This window comes from Streptomyces sp. S.PB5 (assembly GCF_030403745.1).
Lineage (GTDB): Bacteria > Actinomycetota > Actinomycetes > Streptomycetales > Streptomycetaceae > Streptomyces.
Genome location: NZ_JAQMWP010000012.1, coordinates 62,328 through 86,198 on the forward strand (window position 1 = coordinate 62,328; position 23,871 = coordinate 86,198).

29 protein-coding genes are annotated in these 23,871 nt (G+C 68.3%); 11 read left to right on the forward strand and 18 right to left on the reverse strand.

Annotated elements, in window-relative coordinates; translation table 11 throughout:
• Window positions 1-2: 2 nt before the first annotated feature.
• A complete protein-coding gene (locus PH203_RS29645) occupies window positions 3-380 on the reverse strand; it encodes a deaminase (protein WP_289923728.1) in 378 nt (125 codons plus the stop codon).
• An 11-nt stretch (window positions 381-391) separates the two neighbouring features.
• Window positions 392-1,123: a sigma-70 family RNA polymerase sigma factor gene (locus PH203_RS29650; protein ID WP_289923729.1), complete on the reverse strand. Its 732-nt coding sequence runs from the start codon at window positions 1,121-1,123 to the stop codon at window positions 392-394.
• 246 nt (window positions 1,124-1,369) lie between these two features.
• Between PH203_RS29650 and PH203_RS29655 the strand changes: the two genes are divergently transcribed.
• The 4 genes from PH203_RS29655 to PH203_RS29670 all read left to right on the forward strand — a co-directional run bounded on the left by PH203_RS29655 (window position 1,370) and on the right by PH203_RS29670 (window position 3,606).
• Window positions 1,370-1,873 (forward strand): phosphatase PAP2 family protein, encoded by a 504-nt coding sequence (locus PH203_RS29655; RefSeq protein ID WP_289923730.1) that lies wholly within the window; start codon window positions 1,370-1,372, stop codon window positions 1,871-1,873.
• Complete coding sequence (locus PH203_RS29660) at window positions 1,866-2,810, forward strand: decaprenyl-phosphate phosphoribosyltransferase (protein WP_289923731.1); 945 nt, start codon at window positions 1,866-1,868, stop codon at window positions 2,808-2,810. Before PH203_RS29655 ends, PH203_RS29660 begins: the two co-directional genes overlap by 8 nt.
• Window positions 2,807-3,289 (forward strand): GtrA family protein, encoded by a 483-nt coding sequence (locus PH203_RS29665; protein WP_289923732.1) that lies wholly within the window; start codon window positions 2,807-2,809, stop codon window positions 3,287-3,289. Before PH203_RS29660 ends, PH203_RS29665 begins: the two co-directional genes overlap by 4 nt.
• 146 nt (window positions 3,290-3,435) lie before the next feature.
• On the forward strand, window positions 3,436-3,606 hold the full coding sequence (locus PH203_RS29670; protein ID WP_289923733.1) for a hypothetical protein: 171 nt from the start codon (window positions 3,436-3,438) through the stop codon (window positions 3,604-3,606).
• 243 nt (window positions 3,607-3,849) lie between these two features.
• Here the strand turns inward: PH203_RS29670 and PH203_RS29675 are convergent, their stop codons facing one another.
• The 6 genes from PH203_RS29675 to PH203_RS29700 form a co-directional block, all read right to left on the reverse strand.
• Window positions 3,850-4,254 carry an SsgA family sporulation/cell division regulator gene (locus PH203_RS29675; protein WP_354671280.1) on the reverse strand — a complete coding sequence of 135 codons (405 nt, stop codon included), beginning with the start codon at window positions 4,252-4,254 and terminating at the stop codon, window positions 3,850-3,852.
• Between the two features lie 299 nt (window positions 4,255-4,553).
• Entirely contained in the window at window positions 4,554-5,279 is a 726-nt protein-coding gene (locus PH203_RS29680) for a DUF2637 domain-containing protein (protein ID WP_289923735.1), read from the reverse strand.
• Window positions 5,280-5,575: 296 nt separating this feature from the next.
• Window positions 5,576-6,160: an alkaline shock response membrane anchor protein AmaP gene (locus tag PH203_RS29685; RefSeq protein WP_289923736.1), complete on the reverse strand. Its 585-nt coding sequence runs from the start codon at window positions 6,158-6,160 to the stop codon at window positions 5,576-5,578.
• Complete coding sequence (locus PH203_RS29690) at window positions 6,157-7,065, reverse strand: DUF6286 domain-containing protein (protein WP_289923737.1); 909 nt, start codon at window positions 7,063-7,065, stop codon at window positions 6,157-6,159. The genes PH203_RS29685 and PH203_RS29690 overlap by 4 nt, the downstream gene beginning before the upstream one ends.
• Window positions 7,062-7,271: a hypothetical protein gene (locus PH203_RS29695; protein WP_289923738.1), complete on the reverse strand. Its 210-nt coding sequence runs from the start codon at window positions 7,269-7,271 to the stop codon at window positions 7,062-7,064. Before PH203_RS29695 ends, PH203_RS29690 begins: the two co-directional genes overlap by 4 nt.
• Before the next feature lie 37 nt (window positions 7,272-7,308).
• A complete protein-coding gene (locus PH203_RS29700; protein WP_289923739.1) occupies window positions 7,309-7,794 on the reverse strand; it encodes an Asp23/Gls24 family envelope stress response protein in 486 nt (161 codons plus the stop codon).
• A 191-nt stretch (window positions 7,795-7,985) separates the two neighbouring features.
• Between PH203_RS29700 and PH203_RS29705 the strand changes: the two genes are divergently transcribed.
• From PH203_RS29705 to PH203_RS29720, 4 genes are all read left to right on the forward strand, one after another.
• The gene (locus PH203_RS29705) at window positions 7,986-8,573 is read left to right on the forward strand and encodes an RNA polymerase sigma factor (RefSeq protein WP_289923740.1); all 588 of its coding nucleotides are present in this window, start codon (window positions 7,986-7,988) and stop codon (window positions 8,571-8,573) included.
• On the forward strand, window positions 8,564-9,208 hold the full coding sequence (locus PH203_RS29710) for an Asp23/Gls24 family envelope stress response protein (protein WP_289923741.1): 645 nt from the start codon (window positions 8,564-8,566) through the stop codon (window positions 9,206-9,208). Before PH203_RS29705 ends, PH203_RS29710 begins: the two co-directional genes overlap by 10 nt.
• On the forward strand, window positions 9,208-9,567 hold the full coding sequence (locus PH203_RS29715; protein WP_289923743.1) for an Asp23/Gls24 family envelope stress response protein: 360 nt from the start codon (window positions 9,208-9,210) through the stop codon (window positions 9,565-9,567). Before PH203_RS29710 ends, PH203_RS29715 begins: the two co-directional genes overlap by 1 nt.
• 77 nt (window positions 9,568-9,644) lie before the next feature.
• Window positions 9,645-10,892 carry an acyltransferase gene (locus PH203_RS29720; RefSeq protein WP_289923745.1) on the forward strand — a complete coding sequence of 416 codons (1,248 nt, stop codon included), beginning with the start codon at window positions 9,645-9,647 and terminating at the stop codon, window positions 10,890-10,892.
• Window positions 10,893-10,907: 15 nt separating this feature from the next.
• Here the strand turns inward: PH203_RS29720 and PH203_RS29725 are convergent, their stop codons facing one another.
• A complete protein-coding gene (locus tag PH203_RS29725; protein WP_289923746.1) occupies window positions 10,908-11,711 on the reverse strand; it encodes an ATP-binding protein in 804 nt (267 codons plus the stop codon).
• 176 nt (window positions 11,712-11,887) lie between these two features.
• Here PH203_RS29725 and PH203_RS29730 point away from each other — a divergent pair, with 176 nt between their 5' ends.
• On the forward strand, window positions 11,888-12,667 hold the full coding sequence (locus PH203_RS29730; RefSeq protein WP_289923747.1) for a GntR family transcriptional regulator: 780 nt from the start codon (window positions 11,888-11,890) through the stop codon (window positions 12,665-12,667).
• A gap of 17 nt (window positions 12,668-12,684) precedes the next feature.
• On the opposite strand, the gene PH203_RS29735 is transcribed toward PH203_RS29730, so the two are convergent.
• Together PH203_RS29735 and PH203_RS29740 are read right to left on the reverse strand one after the other, a co-directional pair.
• Window positions 12,685-13,296: a hypothetical protein gene (locus PH203_RS29735; RefSeq protein ID WP_289923748.1), complete on the reverse strand. Its 612-nt coding sequence runs from the start codon at window positions 13,294-13,296 to the stop codon at window positions 12,685-12,687.
• Between the two features lie 399 nt (window positions 13,297-13,695).
• Entirely contained in the window at window positions 13,696-14,835 is a 1,140-nt protein-coding gene (locus tag PH203_RS29740) for a hypothetical protein (protein WP_289923749.1), read from the reverse strand.
• Window positions 14,836-15,245: 410 nt separating this feature from the next.
• On the opposite strand from PH203_RS29740, the gene PH203_RS29745 reads away from it, so the two are divergent.
• Window positions 15,246-15,425 (forward strand): hypothetical protein, encoded by a 180-nt coding sequence (locus tag PH203_RS29745; RefSeq protein ID WP_289923751.1) that lies wholly within the window; start codon window positions 15,246-15,248, stop codon window positions 15,423-15,425.
• Window positions 15,426-15,476: 51 nt separating this feature from the next.
• Here PH203_RS29745 and PH203_RS29750 read toward each other — a convergent pair whose 3' ends face one another.
• The 6 genes from PH203_RS29750 to PH203_RS29775 form a co-directional block, all read right to left on the reverse strand.
• Window positions 15,477-17,054: a hypothetical protein gene (locus tag PH203_RS29750; RefSeq protein ID WP_289923752.1), complete on the reverse strand. Its 1,578-nt coding sequence runs from the start codon at window positions 17,052-17,054 to the stop codon at window positions 15,477-15,479.
• Window positions 17,051-17,881, reverse strand: coding sequence for a septum formation family protein (locus PH203_RS29755; protein WP_289923753.1), 831 nt, complete (start codon window positions 17,879-17,881; stop codon window positions 17,051-17,053). The genes PH203_RS29750 and PH203_RS29755 overlap by 4 nt, the downstream gene beginning before the upstream one ends.
• A gap of 1 nt (window position 17,882) precedes the next feature.
• A complete protein-coding gene (locus tag PH203_RS29760) occupies window positions 17,883-19,262 on the reverse strand; it encodes a glycosyltransferase family 2 protein (RefSeq protein WP_289923754.1) in 1,380 nt (459 codons plus the stop codon).
• Window positions 19,259-19,828, reverse strand: coding sequence for an archaeosortase/exosortase family protein (locus PH203_RS29765; RefSeq protein ID WP_289923756.1), 570 nt, complete (start codon window positions 19,826-19,828; stop codon window positions 19,259-19,261). The genes PH203_RS29760 and PH203_RS29765 overlap by 4 nt, the downstream gene beginning before the upstream one ends.
• Window positions 19,829-20,088: 260 nt before the next feature.
• Window positions 20,089-20,604: a CAP domain-containing protein gene (locus PH203_RS29770; protein ID WP_289923759.1), complete on the reverse strand. Its 516-nt coding sequence runs from the start codon at window positions 20,602-20,604 to the stop codon at window positions 20,089-20,091.
• 364 nt (window positions 20,605-20,968) lie between these two features.
• Window positions 20,969-21,982, reverse strand: a complete 1,014-nt coding sequence (locus tag PH203_RS29775; RefSeq protein ID WP_289923761.1) for a glycosyltransferase family 4 protein — start codon at window positions 21,980-21,982, stop codon at window positions 20,969-20,971.
• Between the two features lie 326 nt (window positions 21,983-22,308).
• Here PH203_RS29775 and PH203_RS29780 point away from each other — a divergent pair, with 326 nt between their 5' ends.
• Complete coding sequence (locus PH203_RS29780; protein ID WP_289923762.1) at window positions 22,309-22,890, forward strand: DUF11 domain-containing protein; 582 nt, start codon at window positions 22,309-22,311, stop codon at window positions 22,888-22,890.
• A 406-nt stretch (window positions 22,891-23,296) separates the two neighbouring features.
• On the opposite strand, the gene PH203_RS29785 is transcribed toward PH203_RS29780, so the two are convergent.
• On the reverse strand, window positions 23,297-23,794 hold the full coding sequence (locus PH203_RS29785) for an NUDIX hydrolase (protein WP_289923764.1): 498 nt from the start codon (window positions 23,792-23,794) through the stop codon (window positions 23,297-23,299).
• Window positions 23,795-23,871: the final 77 nt, after the last annotated feature.

Consider the following 23,871-nt stretch of genomic DNA (forward strand, 5'->3'; position numbering starts at 1 on the left):
CCTCAGTCCGGGACCACCCGGGAGTGTATCGGCGGGATCTCCAAGACCTCCACCGCGGTCGGGCCGGCGGTGTAGTAGGCCCTGAGCACTCCTGCCTGAGCGAGTTTGCCGACGCAGCCGGCACAGGGCCGCGCCAGCATGGGCACGCACGCGGCGTTGACGCGAGCCACAAACACCATGCTGACCGGTGCGCCCCGGGCGCGGCGGAGGGCAGCGTCCTCCGCGTGGAAGGTGCTGTTCTCATGGTCGATGAGGGGCGAGTTCCGGTATTTGTTGGGGCTCGCGACGACGACGCGGCTGCCTGCGGCCAGCACGGCCCCCACCCTGTGACGACACTGCGACTGGATGGCCTGCCGGATCGCCAGACGGATCAGGTTCAAGGCGCCCTTCTTCAGGTCGGCAGGAGACGATTGAGTTCTTTGATCTCCTGATATAACCGGGCGCACGTTTCGCAGTCGTTGAGGTGCGACGTCATCTCTTCCGACCCGAATTCACCGAGTCGCCCGCGTGAATAAGCGGCGAGTCGGCCCATGTAGTAAGAGCATCGAATGGGATGGCTTTTCTGATCCAGGTGAACGGAGAGGTAGGCCTGCCGCAGACCTTCTTTGGCTCTGTAGGACAAGGCCGCGACACTGTTCGGGCTGATCCCCATCCTGTCGGCGATCGCGGCCGGCTGCTGGGACTGCACGATGGTGTACCACAAGATGGTCCGCCACCGGCTCGACAGAGAGGCAAGCGCCTCCCAGACCAATCGGTGCTCGTAGTTCTTGAGGGCTTCGTGTGCGGCGGGCGCCGCGTATTCCTTCTCGTACATGCTCACGTCGGGCGCGGACACCTGTCTGCCTGCACTTTTCCCCGATTCGGTCACCAGGTTGCGCAGCACCCTCAGAAGGTAGCTGCGGAAGGACGTGGAGGGTCCGCCCCCCGAGGTGAGCGCCTGCAGCACGCGGAAGAAGGCCTCAGCCACGAAGTCCTGTGCCGTGTACGCATCGTTGGTGTGCATCGACGCCAGCCGGGCGGCGGCATCACGATGACGGCTGAACAGCTCGGCAAAGGCCTCGGTGTTACCGTTTCGCACTAATTGAGCTAATTCCTGGTCGCTGAAGTCGACCGAAAGAGACAAGGGGGCTCCTGGATGATGGCTCATTGCGAGCCGACGACCGTGGCAAGGATTGTCACCCCTTTATAGAGCCTTCAGGTCTTCTCGGAGTCAGCCACACCACGCATTCAAAAAGATCACATCATACGGCGATAGGTGTGGCCGCAGAGGAAAGTCCCACCGAGTTCCCGTGGTCCAAATGGGTGGTTGGTCAAATGTCGCTCAAAATTGCCGGACCTGTGGGGGTGACGGCATGAACAGTGAGTTCACATGGACGACCTCAATCTCGATCGCCGGATGCTCTCGACACTGCGCGGATACGGCACGGACCCGCGGGTGGCGAGTGCCACGCGTGCCGTGTCCTGGGCGGGGGAGCACGGTGCGGTATGGCTGGTGGCGGGTCTGGCGGGAGCCGGTGCGGATCGTGGACGGTGCGGTGCCTGGTTGCGCGGTACGGCGGTTGTCGCGGGCGCGCATGTGGTGAGCATGGGCGTGAAACGGGTCGTGCGCCGCCCCCGTCCGGAGCATGTCGTGCCGCTGGTGCGGAGCGCGGGGCGGTATTCCTTCCCCAGTTCGCATGCCACGTCGGCGGTAGCCGCGGCGGTCGCCTACGGAGCGCTGGGAGCGCCGGTGATGATGCCGCTGGCGGCCGCGATGTGTGTCTCCCGCCTGGTCGTCGGCGTGCACTACCCCTCGGACGTGGCGGCGGGTGCCGTCCTGGGGGCACTCGCGGCACGCGTGGGGACCCGGTGGATGCGGGGATCCGGTGACTGAGACGGCCCCGCTTACCCAGCGGACCGGCGATGCGCGGCCCGAACTTCCGCGCCAGGGCGGCCTCCTGGAGGGGCTCGTCAAGACGGCCCGGCCGAAGCAGTGGGTCAAGAATGTCCTGGTGGTGGCGCCGCCGGCGGCGGCCGGTGAGCTGTTCTCCGCGCATGCCCTGAGCCGAGTGGCGCTGGTGTTTGTCCTGTTCACCGCCTGCTCTGCTGCCGTGTACCTGGTCAACGACGCCGGCGATGCCGAGTCCGACCGGGCGCATCCCACGAAGCGGCACCGTCCAGTTGCCGCCGGACAGGTCCCGGTGAGGGTGGCCTACGCGGTGGGCGGGGTGCTGGCGGTGCTGGCGCCGGCGGCCGCGGCCTGGCTGACGACGCCGGCGGTGGCCGTGCTCCTGTCGGCGTACATCGGCATGCAACTGGCGTACTGCGTCAGCCTGAAGCATGTCCTCGTCGTCGATCTGGCCGTCGTCACGACGGGGTTCCTGATGCGGGCGATGGCGGGCGGACTCGTGCTGGGGATCCCGTTGTCGCGCTGGTTTTTGATCACGACCGGGTTCGGGGCGCTGTTCATGGTGGCGGCCAAGCGCTACTCGGAAGCCGTGCAGATGGCCGGGAAGGCGGGGGCCACGCGCGCGTTGCTGACCGAGTACACGACCGGCTACCTGCGCTTCGTGTGGCAGTTGGCGGCCGGGGTCGCCGTTCTCGGCTACTGCCTGTGGACGCTGGAGGAGGACTCGGCGACGCAGGTGAGCGCTCTGCCCTGGCGGCAGATGTCGATGGTGGCGTTCATCGTTGCCGTGCTGAGGTACGCCGTCTTCGCTGACCGGGGCACCGCAGGTGAGCCGGAGGAAGTCGTCCTGCGCGACCGCGCACTGGTCCTGATCGCCCTGGCCTGGTCGGTGATGTATGCGCTGGCGGTGGCCCATTGGTGAGCCGGCGTGAACTGTTGGGCTTCGCCACCGTGGGCCTGATCGCCTACGGCGTCGATCTGACCCTCTTCGTCTGGCTGCGCGGGCCGGCGGGTCTGGGGCCCCTGACCGCTAAGGCGCTCTCCTTCCTCGTGGCCTGCTCGGTGGCCTACGTCGGCAACGCGCTGGGCACCTATCGGCACGTTCGCGCCAGAGGCCTGCGCCCGTACGCCGTCTTCTTCGCGGTGCACCTCGCCGGCGCCCTGGTCCAGCTGTTGTGTCTCGCGGTCAGTCACTACGGCCTCGGTTTCACCTCCCAGCGGGCGGACACCGTCTCCGGCGCCGGACTCGGCATGGCGCTGGCCACTGTCCTGCGGTTCTGGGGGGTCCGGGCCCTGGTCTTCCGCAGCAAGGACGGGACACCGCCGAACATCCACCGAATGGACGGATGCTCGATGCCGTCGCGCTCGTTAGATGATTGTGGCCTGGAGGAGCGAACGTAATGCCCATGATGCGGCTCCGCAGATCGAGAGCCCTGAAGAAGCGGCACAGCGTCCTCTCGCGTACTGCTCGGATCTGCTGGAGAATTTTTTCGTGGAGATCAGCCGAATGCAGGATGAGTATCTGAGGGCTTCGGAAGGAGACGTGGGTGCATGATATTCTCGATGAGTTGAATCTTTTCGGTGCTCAATTCATTCGGCCCGGTACATCCGCCTTGCCGGATCAAGAGTGTCGTGAATTGTATTCGGACGTACATCAATGCTGGCGTGTGCCGGATTCTGAACTGATGGCGGAAGAATGGGTTTCTTTGGCCTGGTGACCGGAGAGGGCTGGGTCGGGGAGCACGTGCGGTGCCGTTGGCTCGGTGGGCACCGCTCTGAATTCGACAGCCCGGAGGCGCCATGCCTCCGGGCTGTCGAGCTCTGTGCGCCGAACATCACGGTGGCACACCTCGGCTTCCTCCGACGGGAACAGCGGAACAACGGGAACATTCGAGGTCAGGCCCCACAAAGAAGGTGTGCCTTTCCCCTCCGCTCCGCCGCACGGAGGGGAACCGACCCTGTCAGACCTCGTCCAGCAGGGCGGTCAGATGCCGTTCGAGCGCCGGCCCCAAGACCTCCGTGCCCTGCTCGACCACCCTGTACGAACGCAGCAGGAAGCGATGGAGGGCGGGTGTGTCGAACGTGGCCGAGGCCCTGCCTTCGGGGGTCTGGAATTCCATGACCGTATGGGCGCGGCCGCTGGGCCAGATGTGCACATCGCCCATGCCCGTCGGGTGGCGCAGCCCGTTGGCGAGTAACTCGCGGGCGAAGGACCAGGTCATCTCTTTTCCATCACGGGAAACCAGGCCGGGGAAGTCGATGTGGACGGCCAGCGGGTCGGCGGAGTCGTAGCGCAGTGTGACGGGGATCGAGATCTGCTGGTTGAGAATGGCGGCGAGCCGAGCACGGGCCGCCTGTTTGACCATGACGTCCACGGTCGTCCTCCACATCGCATTCGGGTCTGTTCCCCCTGACCGCCACGTGTCGGGGGTCGGGGCCGTCGGGGCCATGTATGACCTGACCTGGCGTGTTCCCGTTGTTCCGCTGTTCCCGTTACCGGAGCGGGGTTCTGCTCACGCGTCCCGCGGAAGGAATCAGGACTGCCGCGCTCCGGTAACGGGAACAGCGGTGAACGACGCCAGGAGTTCCTCGTCGACGCGCCACCCGTCCCGGGGTCAGGAATCCGGTGGCGCGCCCGGCCGCACCGCTCGGCGGGAGGCCATCGTCAGGCGCGCTTGGAGCGTCTTGTGCTGTTCATGGCGTGCTGCGGGCGATATTGCTGCGCGAATTGGCTGACGAGCTCCTGGAAGCAGGCCAGCGCGGTGAGGGGTGGAATTCCGGCGACGGCCATCATGAGAAGGGATTTCGAGGAGTTCCCGACGCAGAGGGCCACCGCGCCGACCGAAGCGGTCACGATGACGGTCCAGGACCAGCGGGCGGTCCGGTGCTGGAGGGCGGCGCGCATGATGGACATTCCGGCCGCCAGCCAGGGCCCGTACAGCATCCATGGCCACCATCGCGCCAGGGTGTCCGGCATGAACAGGGCGGCGACGGTGTGAAGTTGATCGTAGGAATAGGAAATGGACCAGCCCAGCATGCTCATGGTGCACGCGACGATTGCCGTGATCAGGACGGTGGTCGGTCTGATGCGTCGTTTGCCGGCGTGGGTGCGGTATCTCGGCTGGTTCTCCCGATACTCGGCCGGGGGCCGGTGCGGTGTGCGCCCGACCGGCGGCGAGTAGAGCGGACCCGTGCCGGATTCCATCGTGAGCATCTGAGAGAGCTCCGCATCAGGGTCCCAGTCCCCTCCGGCCAGGGGTTTGTCGGGGGCGCAGTGATGTGACTGAAGTGTGTCGCATTGCGCGCAGTAGTGGGCCGGTGGCGCCTCATATCCAATGCCCTGATTCTCATGAGTGCCATACGGATCAGCCCTGATCCGGAACTCGTCCATGACTGTTCCTTCCTACCCTGCCGAGGATTTCCGGACCTCTGTGTCCGGAGTGCGGAGCTCCGCTCGCCGCTTCTCGCCGAGCAGGCTTTCAAGCAGACTTGCGTAATGCTGGAGGTGTTGGCGGCCACCGATCGGGTCGAGCCACTCCGGCTCGTTCCCGGGCGAAGCCGACCAATGTTCCACAGCCGCAAACGATTTATTCGAGACCATGGTCACCTAACGATCGTCATGCGGGGCAAGACATCCAGCTTTCGAGGGACATGGTTCAGTGTTATTACCCTGTCGCAAGATCAGCGTCAGCGGACGCGGCGGAACCGATGCCGGCGGGTCCGGAGGCGTAGCTCCGCGTCGAGGCGCTGCGGGGCGATCACCTCGCGCGCCTCTGCCAGTGTGCGCGTGTTGAAGTACGACAGCACTGCCGCGGGTGAGGCGTGCGCCGCCAGGACGACATCGACACGGACCCGTAGCCGACCCGGACGACCGATGAGCAGGACGCGTGCCTGTGCCACTCCGGGCACGGTCCGGGTCTGATGCGCCAGGGCCTGGGCGAGAGCGGCGCCGGACAGGGTGACTCCGGCCCGGCCCAGCGGCGCGGCACGGACCCGGCCACGACGAGCCTGCAGTGCGCACCAGCACAGACAGAGAACCGCCGCGACACCCAGCGCGACGACCATCGTCGGTGTCCACCAGCCGTGGTCGCGCCAGCGGGCCAGGGCGCCGCGATCCACCCACACCCGACCGGAGCCGAACGGCGGCCACCACGACGGCAGTCGGCCGCGACCGAGGGCATCGGTGAGCGAGAGCCAGATGCCCGCCACCGTCAGGGGAACGCCGGCGCAGACCAGTGCGGCCCTGTTGACACCGTTGCGCAGTCGGCTCACAGCACTTCTCGTCCGGCGCGCGGTGCGGTACGCAAGCGGACCCGCAGGCGTGGCGTGCGCCCCAACCCGCAAGCGGTGAGGGCTTCATGAGCCACCGTCACCACCCTTCGGTGCGCGGTGTCGCGGTCGCCGAACTCGACGACGGCCCGAATCCGCGCCCGACGGCGTCCGACACGTACCCGCACGGGGGAGACCCCGGACACGTCCGACACGGCGTCGCGCAACAGCCTCTTGGCGGCCGTCCGGTCGAGGGCCGCGCGTACGCCCCGCTCGGTCGTGCTCATCGGGAGCAGGCGGCGTCGGCCGGGGGTGAGGGCGAGCAGCACCGATCCGACGCCGAGCACGGCGATGGCCGTGCCCAGTGCCAAGGTGACATCGCCAGGACCGTGCGTGGTCAGCCAGGTGAGCAGACGGGACCGCCAGGAGGCGGGCGGACGTCCCAAGACATGCACGCACACGATGTCGTACAGCGTCGCCGCACAGGCCGCGAGGCCCAGCAGCGCCGCCGCCGACGCGGGCGGTCGGCGCTCCGACCACAACCGCCGCGCCCGGCCGTCGAGCCCACCCGCATCCGGTGCCGCCGTATCCGGCCGGGACCCGGCGCGCGGGGTCAGGCCGCGCACCACAACGCGTGGATCCGCGACCGCGAGGCCGGTGAGCGCGGCCGTGCGTTCGGCCACGTACCGCTGCACCCGGTCCCCGGCATCCCCCACCGCGGCCCGGTAGGGGAGCGTGAGTTCGACGGATACCGCAGCCCGGCCGCCGCGCGTCGTCGCCGCCGCGCTGACGGCTACGGCCTCCCCCGGAGGCAGGGCCTCGGCGGCGGCCCGCTCGGCGATACGGCTCACCGCCCGGTCGGAGACTGTCGTCCTGCCCCGTGCCCCCACAGCCTCGGACACGTTCACCGCAGCCTCTCTTGGTCGGGCCCGTCCCGGTCGCCGTCACGGCGCCCGAAGAACTCCGCCGGACCGGTCCCGTTGTCGACGAGGCGGCCCACCAGCCAGCCCACCGCGCCCAGCGCGGCCACCAGCAGGAACGCCGTGAAGCCGCCGAACCGGGCGGCGAATCCCAGAGCCAGGCCCGCTGACAGACCCGCTTCGGCTCTACTCACCGTGCTCCTCGCTTTCGCTCATGACCGCCACTGCGGCTCACTCCACGCGTGAGTCCGCCGAGGCGCTCACGTCGTCTCCCGGCAGGTGTACGTCGTCGATGGCCACGTTCACCTCGACGACGTCGAGCCCGGTGATGCGCTCGACGGCGGAGATCACGTTCTCCCGCACCTCGCGGGCGACCTCGGGGATGGGCACCCCGTACTCGACGACCAGGTCGAGGTCGACGGCGGCCTGCCGCTCACCGACCTCGGCCTTCACTCCGCGCCCCACGTTCGGCCGGCCGCCCGGCACCCGGTCGCGGACCGCGCCGATCGTGCGGGACAGACCGGCACCCATGTCGTGCACACCGGGGATCTCGCGGGCCGCCATGCCGGCGATCTTGACGACCACCACGTCGGCGATGGTCGTCCTGCCCCGTGCCTCCCCGGTCTCGCCGGTGTCCGCGGAGACGGCCGCGATGCCGTAGGCCGGTTTCAGGTCGCCGTCGGCCGCCAGCGCCGGATGCGGCTCCTGACTCGTCATCGGTGTGCCTCCTGGATTGATTGCTCTGCGCGCGGTCACCTACTTCGACACGTCTGAAGCCGATTCATTACGCCGTGGCAAGGATTTTTCCCATACGCGTCATATGTTCCGCGTAACGAGTGAGAGGCCTGCCGTGTCGGACGGGAGGGGAGGGGCGGACGGGGAATTGGCCGGACGAGAGGAGACCACCAGTGCCGGGGCACCGTGATGTGCCGCCGGACGCCGCTGACGACGGCCGACGGCATGAGGACGACCTGCTGGCCGTACGGGCCGGCGAGGGCGACGAGGAGGCCTTCGAGGCATTGGTACGCCACCACGGACCCAAGCTGCTGCAACTGGCCACCCGGCTGCTCGGCAGCAGGACCGAGGCGGAGGACGCCGTACAGGAGGCCTTCGTCAGCGCATGGCGGAAACTTCCGGAGTTCCGCGGGGACTCCGCGTTCGGCACCTGGATGTACCGCATCGTCACCAACCGGTGCCTGAACGTGCTGCGAGCCCGCCGTCCCGCGGCCGCCCTGGATGCGGTGCCCGAGCCCGCGGCCCCCGACCACCAGGTCTCCCCGGCACGCGCGGCGGAGGCACACGCCGCCGTCGAGGCGCTGTCGAAGGCGATGACTGTCCTCTCCCCGGAGCAGCGGGTGTGCTGGGTGCTGAGAGAACTGAACGGGTTACCGTACGACGCTGTGGCGGACCTGGTCGGAATCAGCCAGGAGGCTGTCCGTGGACGCGTCTTCCGCGCACGACGCCAGCTGACGGAGGCGATGGTCGCATGGCAATGAACGCGGACCCGAACTCCGGCACGCCCGACGGGGCGGGCGGCGAAGGCGTGCCCGGCGACGATCGGCTGCCCTGCGGCCGCGAGCTGGCGGACGTGTGGCGCCAGTGGGAGGAAGGACCGGTCGACCCGCATACGCGCGCTTGCCCCCACTGCTCCGCCGCGCTGCACGAACTCGACGCGCTCGAGGACGTCGTACGCCAGGCACGGGCGGACGAGCCGGCCCAGGACGACGGTGGCGCACTCGTCGAGCGCGTGATGGATGTCGTACGCCTCGAACTGCGTCCTGGCAGGACGCTGCCGCTCGGCACCCCGGCCGAGGACGACTGGATCGTGGAGGCCGCGGCCGCGAAGGTGTTCCGCGCCGCGGCCGACTCGCTGCCAGGCGTCCGGGCGAGCAGCTGTCGCGTCGCCCCCCAGGATCCGGCGGTCACCGGATCGCGCGCACGCGGCCCGGTGACGGTGCGCATCGAGGTCGCCGTCGCCATGACGGTCAACCTCCGGCAGGTCGCCGAGCAGGTCCGGGAGCGGGTGCTCGCGGCGGCCGACGACCAGCTGGGCATGGCGGTCGGCTCGGTGGACGTGACGGTCACCGACGTCCTCGACGACGAGGACCCGGCGAAGGGAGGACCCAGGTGATGGTGGACGGAAACCTCGCGGAGCTGACGGACCGGATCGCGGAAGCGGTCATCGGCGTCTCCGGTGTGGCGTTTCTGCGGCCCGGCCTCGGCGGACTGCTGCGCGCCACCGCCGCGGCCCGCGTGACGGATCGGATGGCGTTCGAGAGGAAGCGGAGCAGATCCGCGGTGCGCCTCCGGCGCGGCAGTGCCCCCGGGTCCCTCGCGGTCGAGGTCGGTGTCGTCCTGTGGCGCGGTCATCGTGCCGTCGATGTGACGCGCGCGGTACGTGCCGCCGTGCAGCGGGCGGTGCGCATCGCGGCCGGGGACGGGACGCGGGTCCAGGTCCAGGTCCAGGTCAAGGTCACCGGACTGGTCTGACCCGACCCGGTCACCTGTGGCGTGTCCAACCAGACGGTCGCCCGGCGGCCTTATAGCGTCTCGAAATCGTGCAATCCATGAACTTAGCTGCGAAATCGACGACGGCCGCGGAGAACACCTCACCGCGAGCCCTGCCGGAACGGCCGACCGCTGGTGGTGCTCCCGGGGGCACCACCCGCATCCCTTCGATCGACGGCCTGCGAGCGCTGGCCGTGCTCGGTGTCCTCGTCTTCCACTTCGAACTGGGCCTGCCCGGCGGGTTCCTCGGGGTGGACCTGTTCTTCGTGATCTCCGGATTCGTGATCACCCGGCTGCTGCTCGCCCGTCGGGAGCTCAATCCCCGCCCCCCGCAGTCCGACTTCTGGTTCCGCCGCGCCAAGCGCCTGCTTCCCGCGGTCCTCCTGACGGTGGCGGCCGTCCAGACGTGGATGCTGCTCCAGGACCCGCCCGGTCTGCGCACCACCGTGAACGGGCAGACCCTCGCGGCCCTCACCTATGTCTCCAACTGGTACGCGATCACCGCCGACGTCGGCTACTGGGCCGTCGGTCCGGAGGTCGCCCCCCTCAACCACCTGTGGTCCCTCGCCGTCGAGGAGCAGTTCTACCTGCTGTGGCCGCTCGTCCTGGCCGGAGCACTCGCCGTCCTGCCCGCGAAGGCCTCACGCCGTGTCCTCGCCGCCGCCGCGCTCGCTATGGCCGTCGCCGGCTATGCCCTGGCCCACCACTGGTACCTCCCGGGCGCGTCCGACCGTGCCTACCTCGGCACGGACACCAGGGCCGGCGCCCTCCTCCTCGGTGCCGTCGTCGCGCTCCGGCCGCCCCGGCCGACCGGGTGGCTCGCCGCTGTCTCCGTCGCGGTTCTGGGGGCTTTGTGGACCACGGCCGACATCGACTCGGCGGCCCTGTACGCGTGGCAGCTTCCGGTCGCCGGCCTGGCCGCCGCCGTTGTCGTCAGCTTCCTCGCGCGCACGCCCGCCGACCCGCTCTCCCGCTTCCTGCGCTCGGCTTCCCTGCAGTGGACGGGCCGGCGCAGCTACGCCATCTATCTCTGGCACTGGCCGGTCTGGGTCTTCCTCGGCACCGAGTTCCCCGGAACGTCCCACGGTGCCCGCGCCGTCATCGCCACCGCCGCGACTCTGGTGCTGGCCGCGGCCAGTTACGCCCTGGTCGAGCAGCCGGTCAGGGCGTCCCGCAGGCGTCCGCTCGTCGTCGTGCCCGCTCTCGCCGTCTGCTGCGCACTGCTCGCGGGCGCCTCATTGCTTCCTGTGACGGCTCCGGTGGACGCAGAACAGGGCCCCGTCGTGACCGGGCCGGACACCCCCTGACCGGCACGCCTGACCTCATACGAGTGTCCGGTCGACTGCCAAGCGGGCCCGAACGGTTTTGCCGCGGCCGTCGGCGAGCGGCTGCCAACTCACCTCGGCACCGAGGAGCCGTGCTTCCCGCAGCCCGTTGCCCTTCACTCCGGCTATGGCGGCCGCGCTGTCCCGGAAGCCGGGCTGTGGATCCTCCACCTCAAGCAGCAGGGTGTCCGGCTCCGCCATGCTCACACGCACATGCATCCGCGCGTCCGCCTCATCGACGGGCCGGGCGTGCACCACTGCGTTGTACGCCAGTCGTGCGAGGACCTCGACCGCGGCCGCGATGTCTCCGGGCCAGGTCTGTAAGGTCAGATGGGCCTGGGCATCCTCGCGAGCCCGGCGCACGCTCACCGGCTGCAGGGCGTAGGAGCGGTGCCACGGGTGCTCGTCGGGCGTGTGCGGTCCGGTGCGACCGTCCGGAAACACGGCGAAGGCGGGAATGCTCAGCAGCCAAGTCCGCAGCGCGGTCCGGTCCCCGAGATGCTCTGCGATCTCGTGCTCGGAGGGGACGACGAGGCCGACGGCCGTACCGGTGGCCAGCAGACGTCTGGTGGTGCGCCACCCGACGCGGTGCTGCGGGGGCGAAACGGGCGGCGCCAGGTCGTACGCCTCGTGCACGACTCTCCAGCCCTGTCGGACGGCGAAGCCACGAAGTGCCGACAGCGCCCGGGTCGCGGCCCCGGAGTCCTGGCTGCTTGTGTAGAGCGCGACTGGAGTGCGGTCCGGGACGCTGCCCGCCGTGGCCTGCCATGACGTGGGGGAGGGGGAGGCGAGACGCATCATTCCGTGGACTCCTGAGGTCTTGTCAGTGAGTGAGCGGCGAGCGAACGGTGAGGAACACCTCGCACATCCTCTCCGCATATGCCGGACGTCGCGGCACAGTTCTAATGCATTAGCTCGGTGACGGAGACTCAAACCCGGCATCCTGCAAGCCGCCGACCGAGTAACGGAGTGTTCACATGGGGCACGACGACCCGCCGCAGCACCAACTGGTCGCCGACGACCTGCGCCGCCGACTGGGCGCGGGCGAATGGTCCGTGGGCACGAAGCTGCCCTCGCGTGCTCGGATGGCCGAGGAGTACGGCGTCAACCCCAACGTGATGCAGAAGGCGCAGGAACGCCTGATCGTCGAGGGACTCCTGGAGGGGCGTGCCGGGTCCGGCACCTATGTGACCAAACCCCGCGAACGACGCCGGATGACGCGGTCCAGGCGGTCCGACGGCAGCGCCCCTCTTCCGGCCGGCACGGCCGAGTTCGAGGACTCCGGTGACTGGAGGGCGCGCACCCGGACCCGTACGCCCGCCCCGGACTTCATCGCCCGGCGCCTCGGTATCGAGGCCGGGGACCTGTGCGTGCGTACGACCTACGAACTCCTGACGGACGGCCTGCCCTCCCAGCTCTCCGTCAGCTGGGAACCCTTGGCGATCACCGGCAGGCCGCCCAGAGTGCCGCTCCAGAGGCGATCCCTCCGTGGCCCGGGAGGCGGCCCGGGAGTGGCCGAGCGCATCAGGCTGAAGGACATCGGCATCGCCTGTGCAGTGGAGGTGCCGCGGCCCGCCCGCGCCACCCAGGAGCAGGCCGACCTGCTCGGCATCGGCCTGGGCGACCTGGTCCTCGTCATCGAGCGGACGTACTACGACGGTGACGGCCGCCCGGTGGAGACCGCCGACATCGTCGTCCCCGACGTCCGCTGGGAAGTGGCCTACGAACTCGGCGTCGCCGGGCCCGAGTCCGCCTGACCACTTGGCACCGGACGTCAGCCGAGGAACCGGTCCAGCGCGGCCACCACAGGCCGTCGCCTCAGCGTCGGCGCCGGATCGACAGTGGCGCGGTACCTGATCGTGACGGTGAGCGGGCCGACGCCGCACACGCCGTGCTCCTCCAGCCGGTGCCGTGCTTCGGTCGGCACGTAGTCGAGACCGAGTTCGGCAGCAGCCATGCTCAGCGCGCCCATCGCGGTGACGAGCGCGTCCTTCGGCCTGGGCCCCGCGAGCAGGGTCGTCACTCCCTCGGGACGAGAGACCTCGACGCGATAGGTCGCGATCGCGTCGTACAGGTACTCCTCCGCGTCCGCGCCCACGGACTCGACGAGCCGCGCGACGATCCCGTAGATGTGCTCGGCCGCCGCCCGCAGATCGAACTCGCCCCCGGCCCGCGGCGCCTGCAGCCAGGGAGCGGACTTCTCGGACAGGGTCACCGACTGATAGACGCCCCACCCTTGGATGTTGATCTCCAGGCGGAAGATGCCGTAGCCGTCCGACGAGAGCCACACGTCACTGACCCCGAGCACGCTGAACGCATGGTGGCCGCTCATGAACTCGACCAGTCGGGTCGCCGTGGTCAGGCTCTCGCTACGGGAGGGAACCAAGGCTTCGATCAGCTCACGAACAGCTCGCTCGTGGAACTTCACCGATTCTCCAAGGAATGGGACGGGCCCAGGAGTTGGGCAGGGGAGACCGAACGAGAGGGTAAGGAGAGGCCGTTGCGGGCGGGCAGCGGCCGTGGCACCGCTGCGAGTGGCCCCACGGCGTGCGGCAGGTACGTGGATGTGTCGTTCCGAAAGGAGGGCGCGCTCCAGGAGTCCTCCGGTCCTCGCTCGCCGGGTACGGCACGGAAGTTCGCGCGCCACTGTGTGTACAGGGCGTCGTAGATCGGGGTCCGGGTGTCCGACAGGGAATTCATGGTTGGGTCAACGGGACGGGCGGCGACCGCGATGTCTGCCGTCCGGGTGTTTTCACGCCTTCCGGCAGGCACGCGGTGCCGGGTGTCAGCCGAGAATTCCTCCCACCTGACGCAGGAGCCCGGTGAGTTGTGTCGTCACCCCCCTGGTGAGGGAGACCGGAGTGGCGCGCCGGGAAGGCGTGGCCGTAGGTACGTCGGGGCGTGGCTGCGGCAGCGCAGGCCGTACACCGCCCGGCCGGGGGGCGGGTGTCTCGTCCGGCTGCGGCGTGGCGGCCGGGTGCGGGGCGGAGGGCGCCGGAGCGGGGGTCGTGACGGTGTCCTTCGGCGGCGGGAGCTGCTGGGGAACGGTGGGTGACGCCGCCCTCGCCGGTGTGCTCCTCGCACTTCCGGCCGGACGGGGAAGGTGCCTGCCGCCAGGGGTGCTCCGCGGAAGGACGGCGCTCACCACCGTGCCGTTCGGCATGGGCCGCACGGGCTCGCCGCTGCGGTGAACGGCGTCGGCGGCGCCACCGCCACCGGCACCGGCACCGGCACCGGCGGTGGCCACGGTCATGGTCGACTGCCCGGAGGCGTAGGCGGAGTTCCACGCCAGGACGTCCCGGAGATAGTCCTGCGAGGGGTTGTAACTGAGGACGGCCCGGCGCCGTTGCACGGGATCGTCGAGATCGCGGTTGCCGGCGCACAGATAGGCGGCCGCCGTCGTGCTGGCGTCGAAGATGTTGTTCGGATCGGCGACGAGAGTGGGTCGCGTGGTGGTGCCCCAGCGCTTCCACGTGGACGGAATGAACTGCATGGGCCCCACCGCGCGGTCCCAGATGGTGTCGCCGTCGAGCTCGCCGCCGTCGGAGTCGCGCAGCGCGGCGAAAGGACCGCCGTTCAGAACGGGCCCCAGAATCGGGGATGTTGTGAAGCCCTCGTCGGTCAGGGCCCCGCCCCGCGCATGGTTGGACTCGGTGTGGCCGATGGCGGCGAGGAGTGTCCACGGCAGATGGCAGCCCGGTGTCCGGACCGCCTGTTCCTCGGCGGCACGACGGTAGGCGTCGAGCGCCAGCGCCGGGATGCCGGCCGTAGTGACACCGGCGGGCGGCGCGGCCGCGACGGCCTTCGCGAGCGGTCCCTTTTTCCGTTCGGTGTCGTCTTTGGTCGAACGTTTCTCGGGCTTGGGACGCGGGGCACCGGGGGCCGCGTCCGGCGCGGCGGCGGTGGGCCCGGTGCCGGCATACATGCCGGGCGGGTACACGGCACTCGTCTTGGGCGGAGAGAACGATGTGCTGATGGCCCCGGCGGCGCAGGCTGCCGCGGTGCCGGCCAGGATGATGCGCCGGGCTCGGCGACCGCGCTCGGTCGCGGTGTGTGACGCTTGTTGCTCATCAGAAGGCGAACTGATGTCGGACACGGCAAATCCCTCCGCTCGTACGGCATTTCAGCGATCCGCGATGTCGCGTGTTTTCCTCGCTTTTGTGGCTAGAGGGATGAGATAGGTGGGTGTGACTCGGTAAATCCGATATCGATGGAAAACTTCACCCTGTCGGACCGGCAATTCCGCTGTGCGGCAACCGCCTTGTTCCACGCGTCATCTCCGTGCCGATGGGACGTCTGTCTTGTTAGTGGCCACACCAGCGAGGGAGAGTCGTCATGTATGGAGGCCCCGGCATCGGCAAAGGCATCGGAGGCGTCGTCGGGGGAGGTGGAGCACTCGCCGCGACGGGCGTCGGGCAGGCGGAGATCTTCCTTGTGCTGGCGCTCGTCCTGGGTGTGGTCGGCGCCCTGCTGCTGCGGTCCTCGTCGCTGAAGCACCGCAACAAGCGCCCGTGAACCGAACGACGGTGCCGGGTGGACCGCACTCCACCCGGCACCGCCGCGTCGTCACCCGGCCTGTGCCTGAGCGGGCGCCACTGCGTGCTCCCTGCGGTACAGCAGCCAGAAGCAGAGCGCGGCGAGCGGCATGCACAGGGCCGTCAGATAGTCAGTGAAGATCATGTGCTTGTAGAGGTCCGACGCTCCCTCCGTCAGCACGACAGTCCAGAACTGCAGGAGAAGCGCGAGCACGACGCACACCGTCATCCTGCCGACCGCCCTGGCCGACCGGCGGGCCCAGGTCCTGCTGGCAAGCGTGGCCCCGAGCGTGATCGTTCCGAGCCACAGCAACGGAATCAGCGCCGGCACCGCCCGGAAGCCGTCGAAGACCCTGGTCACCACCGTGATCCGGCTCTCCTTGGCATAGGCCGAATGGCCGGAGTGGGGCGGATAGGAACCGAGGTGGCCGAGGGTCGGATGGCTCACCGCCTGAACTCCGCGTGCCCCCATGTTGACCACACGGCTGGGATTCTTCAGGAAATGCAGCACGATCTTGGCCGGCGTGACGTTCTGCTGATAGTCGCTCCAGTACGGCGTTCTGGCGGCCGAGTTGGCATCCGTCATCCTGCTGTTCGTGGCGGAGACCAGCCGGGGATCGGCTCCGAGGGCCCGCAAGTCCCCTTCTGGATCCGGGCTGTTCGGCAGCATCTCGACGAACACCGCGTCGTACCAGACCAGGAGGTTGAGGCGCTTGGGCTGCGTCGCGGCGAATCCGGCAGTGACACCGCACAGCACGACACAGGCGATCAACGCGGGCCAGCGCACCGCCAGCCAACGCCCGAGCCGCAGGCGTGGACCGCTGCCCCTGGCGGGCACCGGACGCTTGCCCTTCCGGGACGCGCTCGGGAACCAGAGCAGTGCCACAACGGCCACCGGCAGCAGCGAGATCATCTGAGGCTTGGCCGTGATGGTGAAGAGCACGGCGACCGTGGTCAGCACGATCCCGCCGACAGGCGAGTCCGGGCGCCGCCACAGCAGGAGCAGAGCCGGACAGAGCAGCAACAGACCGACCAGAGCGCCCGGTTCGCTGAAGGGCGAGATGAAGAAGCCCGCGAAGGCGGAGTCGCACATGATCAGACCGAAGCCTGCGGTCACCGCGAGCCGGAGCCACAGCGGCCCGGGCAGCAGCACAACCAGCAGGGCGATGATGGCGCCGAAGGCGAGGGTGAGCAGCAGTCCGGCCGCGCGGAGGTCGAGCGCGCCCGGCAGACCGAGCAGCGGTGTCAGGGTCTTGGCCAGCGCCAGCACCAGCTGCTGCGAGGAGTAGTACTGCTCGCCCGAACCCTGGGCTCCGCAGGTCTCCCCATACCAGTCGTGCGCGACCCACGTCGGGTAGACATGCGCCGACGGCTCGCCGTTCCACGGATGATCGCTCACCACCCCGAGCGGGCACAGCAGTCGGACTGCATCCCCGTTGTCGCCCATCCCGACCACCCCGCCCAGCAGCAGACGGAGCAGCATCACGACCGTCCAGACGGCACCCGCGGCCGCGGCCGCCGTGCGCACCGAGCGCCGGTCGGGCTCGCCGACCAGCCGAAGGCGTACGGCCGCCCTGCCCAAGGCCGCGCGTGCGTCATACGTGCTCATGCCTGCCCCTTCGCGGTGGCGCTCAGTGTGCCGGTGATCGTCGCGCCTGTCTCGGCCGGGCCGACTCCGCACCTCACCGTTCTCGTGCCGCCCGCCCACTCGTTCTCGGTCGGTGTCCTGGCCTTGATGGTGAGGGCCGGCGCGCTCTTGAGCCTGACTCCCACGAACTCCTCCACGAACGGCCGGCACACGTCGGCGGCGGCCGCCTGGACGTTCTCGGGATACGCGCCCTCCTTGAGGTCGAGCCAGGCGTTGACCTCCTCGCGGTCGTGCGGCCGGTCGCAGGTGACGACCTCGGTGCCGTGTTCGCAGTTGCGCACCGCCGCGGAGTCCGTCCTCCGCAGCACATCACGGGCCGGGACGGCCATGAGCGGGCCCGCCTCGGGCTTCTGGACCGGCGGCACGGCCTCGCAGCGCATGGTCCGCACGCCACCGGCCCATTCCGCCCGGGTCGGGAATCTGACCCAGACCGAGAAGGCGACGGTGTCCCTGGGCCCGCCGCCCAGGTACTGCCTGAGTTCGTCGGCGCTGCACAGGTTCTTGACGTATTCCTGGAGCTGCTCCGGCTCGGGGCGCGTCGGCCAGGTGGCGAGCGGTCCGCCGACGGTGAGCACCTGGAAGGTCTCGCTGCGGTGTGGCCGGTCGCAGGGCACCGGCGGCGCGATGTCGCTGGGCTGGACCATCTCCTGCGGGATGCGGAAGGTGTGACAGGTGCCCACCGTCTGCATGACCGTCGGCACCGCCGGCGCGGCCGAGTCGACGCTCGCCCCACAGCCCGTCAGCAGCACAAGCCCGGCAGCACCCAGCAGGGAAGCGGATTTTCGCATGTCAGGCCTCCTTGGCGACTGGCCCGGTGACGATGACCTCGGCGTTGCGGCGGGTCTTGGCCCAGCCGACGCGCCCGCTCAGCAACCGCCCGAACGCGCGCCAGGCGATGACGTAGAAGAGGTAGATCATCGCGGCGTAGGCGATGCCCCAGCCGATACACCGGAGCAGTCCCTGCGAGGGTTCACAGCGCCGGTGGTACAGATAGCCCCAGATCGCGAACTGCGCGATGCCGAAGAACAGATAGAACGCGAACAGGACGGCCCCGCCCGCCGACAGGAAGCGCATGGTCTCCTCGGGATACAGCAGCAGGTTGTTGAGGAAGATCAGGATCGGCAGCGGGTAGGTCACCGTTCCCACCAGCCACAGCCAGGGCTGGATCAGGTAGTACGAAATCTCGATGACGCCGGCGTTGGAGAGATACGGCGAGCGCCACGTTTTGGACAGGTAGCGCATGCACTGCATGGTGCCCTGGCACCAACGGGTCCGCTGCGTCACGAAGCGGGGCAGGCTGTGCAGCGCTTCCTGGTCCACCCAGGCCTCGGTGGCGTAGCCCGTGCGGTAGCCGGCCAGCATGATGTGCAGGCCGAGCTCGAAGTCCTCCAGCAACGAGCCACGCCAGGGCGCCCGTTCGCGGCCGGCGAGCTCGTCCAGTGAGTTCATCCGGCTGAACTGGCCGTTCCCGCCCATGCACACGCTCTTGGTGGTCCGCCGCGACAGCTGGATGGCGGAGATCGCCGCCCGGAACTCGATGTCCTGCAACCGGACGAGCGTGCGGCCGAACCAGTTCTGCGACGAGGTGCCGTCCGGCACCGGCTTGCGGACGTTCCGGTTGACCATCCGGACCTCGATCTGCACCGCGCCCATCTGCGGATCACCGAACAGCGTCGGTCCTGCGCACACGTCGAGTACATTGGCGGACGGACGCGCGTCTGCGTCGAAGACGGCCACGACGACCGAGGTGCGGTCCGCGTCGGGCGGCAGCCATCCGTCGAGCGCCCGATAGGCGGCGTTCAGTGCATGACTCTTGCCCGTACGGGCGTCCGGGCGGCGCCGCTGCACCAGATGCACGAACGGCGAACGCTCGGCATGGCCGCGCACGATGGCCGCAGTCCCGTCGTCGGAGTCGTCGTCGATGACCCACAGGTGCACATCGGGATACTGCTCGCGGAGATAGCGCAGGGTGTCACCGATGACGCTCTCCTCGTCCCGGCACGGGATGAAGAAGTGCCAGACGAAGTCCCGTGCACGGCCCGGCGGTTGGGGCTTCGCCCGCAGATACGCGATGACCAGCAGCAGCACATAGAGGGTGAAGGCGCCGTTGATGATGAGTGCGAGGGCCATCGCCAGACCGACGAAGCCGCTCTCCTGGAACTGCGTCACAGCAGCACTCCGCTCAGCCGGCCACGCCCTTGTCGCCGTCGCATGGCGACCAGCAGCAGGACGCTCACCGAGGCGGCCACTCCCACCAGACTGATGACAGAGCCGACCACGGTGTGCGCCCAGCCGAAACCCTCATAACCCCACTTCTGGGAGAAGACGGCGATCAGACCGAAGCGCAGCTGGTTCGTCGCGACGAGTACCGCCGCGCCGACGCCCGTTCCCGCCAGGATGCGCGAAACGGTGGAACGGCGGCTGAGCATGAATCCGGCGCCCACCATGAGCAGCGGAATGATCAGCATCGCCGAGCTGCATCCGGCCGTGATCTGGAGGCCCATCGCGTGCCGGGTGCCGAGACCGAAGAAGGCCACCGCCTCGTTCCAGTTCAGGCTCGTGGTTCCGGTGGTCACCACCCCGAGGACATGCTCGCCCAACGCGGCCTCGACCGACCGGAACCATTCGTTGAATGCGAAGAGCGCACCCGCGGCGAGGAGCAGGGCCGCGGCGAGGGCGTACCGGAAGTAGTGGGGCTGCGACGGCCTTGATGCTCCGAGACCGAGGACCGGCACAGGCGGTCGCCCTCCTGCGGGAAGCACACTCACCTGCTCTCCGGGGCGACGAGATGTCGGATTCGGGTGCACAGTCGGGCCTTTCTGACACCGCGGCGCCCGCTGCCCGGACGCCTCTCACGCACGAAAGGAGGTCCGAAGCGGCGAAGGATGACGCGACAGCCGTCGGTGTTCCCGCCGAAGGTCCGTCTCCTGGCCGGCTGGGCGGACTGTGCAGACCCCCGCCACCTGCGGTGTTCCCGTTGTTCCGGTGTTCCCGATCACCACGGACAGAGGCGTGACCACGGTGCGCCGCGCGTCATGTGTGACGCGGGGGACACGTTCTGCTCGAATTCCCCGTCGATGTTCCCGGCCTTCTCGAACTCCACGGCGATGTACGTCTCGTACTTCCCGGGCGTCCCGCCGATCGCCCGCGCCGCACCGATGTGTGTGCTCCCCTGCCAGACGAGCTGTGTGAAGTGTCCCGTACGAGGGCTGAAGCCAGGGTGATCGAAATCGTATTCCGTCACCTCCGCGTACCACCGGTCGACGGCCCCGCGGGCATCGGCGGCTTCCGAGAGCCGCAGGCCGGTGCTGCCCCAGTAGAGAACTTCACTGGTCTTCCGGCGGACCACCTTGTCCGGCCCCATTCCCTGGGAGACCTCCCGGACTCTGGATTTCGCGTAGCGGATGAGGTCGTCGTTCAGTCGCAGGGGAGATGCACGGTGCCTGGCCCGGACCGCATTGGCGGCTCGCAGGATTTCCCTGAGGAATGCATCGGTCGTCGAATCATGCATTGCGACATTTTGCATGCCGGCGGTTAAGCCAGGACGGGTGACCGGTGAATTTTTGGCGCCGGGCAGCTCGACAGGAAACATCAATGGATATGCTCGAATTATTTTCAGATTTCGAGGTGCCCGTGATGTATTGGACCTCACGCGCCTGGTTGGGTACCCTGGCGCAGGTATGCATCTTTTCCAGGCATCTTTTCCATGAGATCCAGCGAAAAGGAGTTAATGGGGCGCGCTACGTCGACGGCTTTGCTGAAGTTGCTCGTTCCTGCTCTGTGGCACATTTCTGCACGGAAAACCCCGGTGTACGGCCGGGTTCATGTCCAGGTGCCCCTTACCCGCTCCCTTCCGGGTAAGGGGCACCTCCCTGTCACCTGGCGGATTCATAGATCTCGCGCAGCCGGGCGGACTGTGTCGCACGCGTGTGGTACCGGAAGGCGCGCCTGACGCCCTCATGGTGAATACGACGGTCCACAGGGGAGCTGAGCAGTCGCAGGACCGTGTCGGCCAGCGTCTCGGGGGTATCGGCCAGTCCGGGGATCCTGAGAATCTCGAGCGCCGGGATCGAGCGGGCGACGATGGGCAGATCCGCCGTCGCCGCCTGCAACAACGTGTCGTAGCTGCCCTCCCAGGCGGCGGTGTGCACGTACACATCGGCTGTCTGCAGTAGTCGAGTCATGTTCCGGCGTGGCAGTCGGCCGGTGACGCAGACTCCGGCGTCCTCCAGGAGACGTCGGTAGCGGGGTTCGCCGTCGCCGATCCAGATCCACGTCGTGTCGGAGCGTGCCGTGGCCACCGCCCGTGCGAAGAACGCGGGATCCCGCTGGGGAATGAGCGGCCCCATGGCGACCGCGGTCGGCCCCGTCGTTGCGAACGGGGGCACGTCCATGGCGTCGAGGGTGCTGATGTGCGGCACATGCGGCACATGGATGATCTTTCCCGTGCGATGCAAGCGAGCCGCCAGCTGCCCTTCACGGGGATTGCTGACGGCGACAGCGTCGGCGCGCGGTGCGAGCAGATATTCGCAGGCGGCATTGAGAAAGCGTGCTGCGGCGGTGCGGTCCTGGCGCTCGAAGTCATAGCAATGTGGACTGTAGACAATGGAATCGGTAGGAATGTTGAGCGCAAGACGGACGTATACCCCCGCACCGAAAGAATGCGCATGGACTCGATGCGGCTTGATCCTGGAATAGGCGCCGGCGATGGCGCGTAGCCGGGCCCGGCGCCCATCGGGCAAGGAAGCGATTCTGGCAGGCCGCGCACCCAGGGGAAATCTCAAGGAATTTCCGGATCTCTTTCCGGCGAGCACCCAATGTTCCAGATGGCGAGTGGAGGCGAGATATTCCCCCAATGCGGAGGAGATGTTCTCGTCGGGTGAATCCACGACGTGAAGGACTCGGATAGAGGTATTGGTAGCCGATACCAAGCCGCTGGTCATGTTTGGCCGGGCGAAAGCCGAGGGCATATTTCTCACCGCCTGGACGGGGGACAAGGGCTCCAGCCGTATCACACGGAATGATCGCGCGCCGATCAGTCCAGGCCGTGGCGCCGTATCCATACGCACAATGGCGCAGAGAACGCCGCTGCCTCTCATCCGGCGCGTCACCTGTCTGGATTGTCGATCGTCATGCGGGAGAAGCGTGAAGATCTTATACGCATAGCTCCTTCCGAGGGCGGAAGGACCTGCAACCCGATAGGTGAGTAAGGCATATGAAGAAGCACTCGAAGCGGATGCTTTCCATCGTGCTCACGGTGGGCGGTACCGCAGTAGGCGCGCTGGGTCTGCTGGGCGCCCCCCAGGCCGCCGCAGCCGGGATGGGCGCCGACCTGTCCATCGCCAAGGCCGGTCCTGCGTTGAAGAACGCGGGAGACCCAGTCACCTACGACATCGTCGTCACGAACTACGGTCCGGACGCGTCCTCCGGCTGGGTCCTCACCGACCAGGTCCCCACGGGGCTGCTCGCTCCCCGGATCACCACCTCCGACGCGAGCTGCGCCGACAACAACGGAACCCTCACCTGCCAGGGCGGCCCCCTTGCCGCCGGCTCCAGCGCGGTCATCTCCGTCACCGGCACCGCCGGCCCCAACGGGTTCCGGCTGACGAACACCGTCACTGTCGACGGCAACGACCCTGATCCCAACACCGACAACAACGTGTCGTCCGCCAACACGAACATCCTGGCAGTCCCCCTGGTGGACCCGGCTGTCGGGGTGGGAGCCGCCGCTGCCGCGCTGACCACCGTCGGTGTGGCCCTCCATCGCCGTCGACGCTCCACCGGCTCGGCCCTGTAGCAGGACTTCCGGTCCCCGGGCTCCTGGGCTCCTGGATCAGCACGCGGCTGGTTCGCAACGCCCCGGAGCCCGATGGGACACGGCGTCATGTCTCACTGCGGGAGGCGCATCGCTGATGAGGAACGAGCACGATGGGGGGGTGTGCGGCTTGCTCACGTTGCTCGGGCGGTTCGGCCGGCTCGGGTGAGGGGCGCGGATCCGCCACGACCTGTTCCTCCTGCGCCGTCCCTCTCTGCCTGACGTCGGCGGCGTATACAAGGCAGAAGTATGCGCAGAACAAGGCCAGGAACAAGGCCCAGACGAGCAGGACAGTCGTGAAGAGATTGTTCATGATCGGTAGCTGCGTCTTCTCCCGATAGAAGGAAATCATCAAAGGTCGGCAGCGAATCACCGCCTCGGTGCCGGATCACTCAAGAGAACAGCACATGACATGCCCGAGCCTGCGACAGGGCTCCGTGCCGTGGTGGGTGAACGGGACGACCGGGCGTGTACGGGCCGTCGGCGCCGCCTTGAGCCACGTGGTGACAGATCTTCTGTATCCCTCATACATGTGCATCCGATGCAGCTCGTTGGGACTGAACAGGCCGAGCCGCTGATGTTCGTCGCTCAGTACGGGCTCGGCATGAGGCGTCAGCGCGGGACATCCGTAGGTGATGGTGAGGACGCTGCGGCCGGGCTCCGGTTCGTGCGACCAGACATCGAGCAGGGGACCGGGGACCGTCTGCCACCCCGATTCCTCGGCGATTTCGCGGACGACACACTGCTCCGGTGTCTCACCGAGCTCCAGGCGCCCACCGGGCAGCTCCCATTCGTTGCGCTCATTGAGCAGGAGGAGTACGCGGAAATCGAAACTCAGAGTCACCCCCCGGACGTACACGGAGTAGGCAGGCCGTGCGTGGGTCATGGTAATCCTTCCGCGCCGCACCGGGCGTATGAATCAATGACGTTCAACTGGAAGCAGTGAATCCTCGGATCGTAATA

Coding starts and splice junctions, on each gene's coding strand:
- PH203_RS29710 (WP_289923741.1), top strand. CDS start 8,564: ATGGCAATGAACGCGGACCCGAACTCCGGCACGCCCGACGGGGCGGGC.
- PH203_RS29715 (WP_289923743.1), top strand. CDS start 9,208: ATGGTGGACGGAAACCTCGCGGAGCTGACGGACCGGATCGCGGAAGCG.
- PH203_RS29730 (WP_289923747.1), top strand. CDS start 11,888: ATGGGGCACGACGACCCGCCGCAGCACCAACTGGTCGCCGACGACCTG.
- PH203_RS29675 (WP_354671280.1), bottom strand. CDS start 4,254: ATGGTCAAACAGGCGGCCCGTGCTCGGCTCGCCGCCATTCTCAACCAG.
- PH203_RS29745 (WP_289923751.1), top strand. CDS start 15,246: ATGTATGGAGGCCCCGGCATCGGCAAAGGCATCGGAGGCGTCGTCGGG.
- PH203_RS29780 (WP_289923762.1), top strand. CDS start 22,309: ATGAAGAAGCACTCGAAGCGGATGCTTTCCATCGTGCTCACGGTGGGC.
- PH203_RS29785 (WP_289923764.1), bottom strand. CDS start 23,794: ATGACCCACGCACGGCCTGCCTACTCCGTGTACGTCCGGGGGGTGACT.
- PH203_RS29725 (WP_289923746.1), bottom strand. CDS start 11,711: ATGATGCGTCTCGCCTCCCCCTCCCCCACGTCATGGCAGGCCACGGCG.
- PH203_RS29740 (WP_289923749.1), bottom strand. CDS start 14,835: ATGTATGCCGGCACCGGGCCCACCGCCGCCGCGCCGGACGCGGCCCCC.
- PH203_RS29680 (WP_289923735.1), bottom strand. CDS start 5,279: ATGGACGAGTTCCGGATCAGGGCTGATCCGTATGGCACTCATGAGAAT.
- PH203_RS29755 (WP_289923753.1), bottom strand. CDS start 17,881: ATGCGAAAATCCGCTTCCCTGCTGGGTGCTGCCGGGCTTGTGCTGCTG.
- PH203_RS29770 (WP_289923759.1), bottom strand. CDS start 20,604: ATGCATGATTCGACGACCGATGCATTCCTCAGGGAAATCCTGCGAGCC.
- PH203_RS29700 (WP_289923739.1), bottom strand. CDS start 7,794: ATGACGAGTCAGGAGCCGCATCCGGCGCTGGCGGCCGACGGCGACCTG.
- PH203_RS29750 (WP_289923752.1), bottom strand. CDS start 17,054: ATGAGCACGTATGACGCACGCGCGGCCTTGGGCAGGGCGGCCGTACGC.
- PH203_RS29655 (WP_289923730.1), top strand. CDS start 1,370: ATGGACGACCTCAATCTCGATCGCCGGATGCTCTCGACACTGCGCGGA.
- PH203_RS29720 (WP_289923745.1), top strand. CDS start 9,645: ATGAACTTAGCTGCGAAATCGACGACGGCCGCGGAGAACACCTCACCG.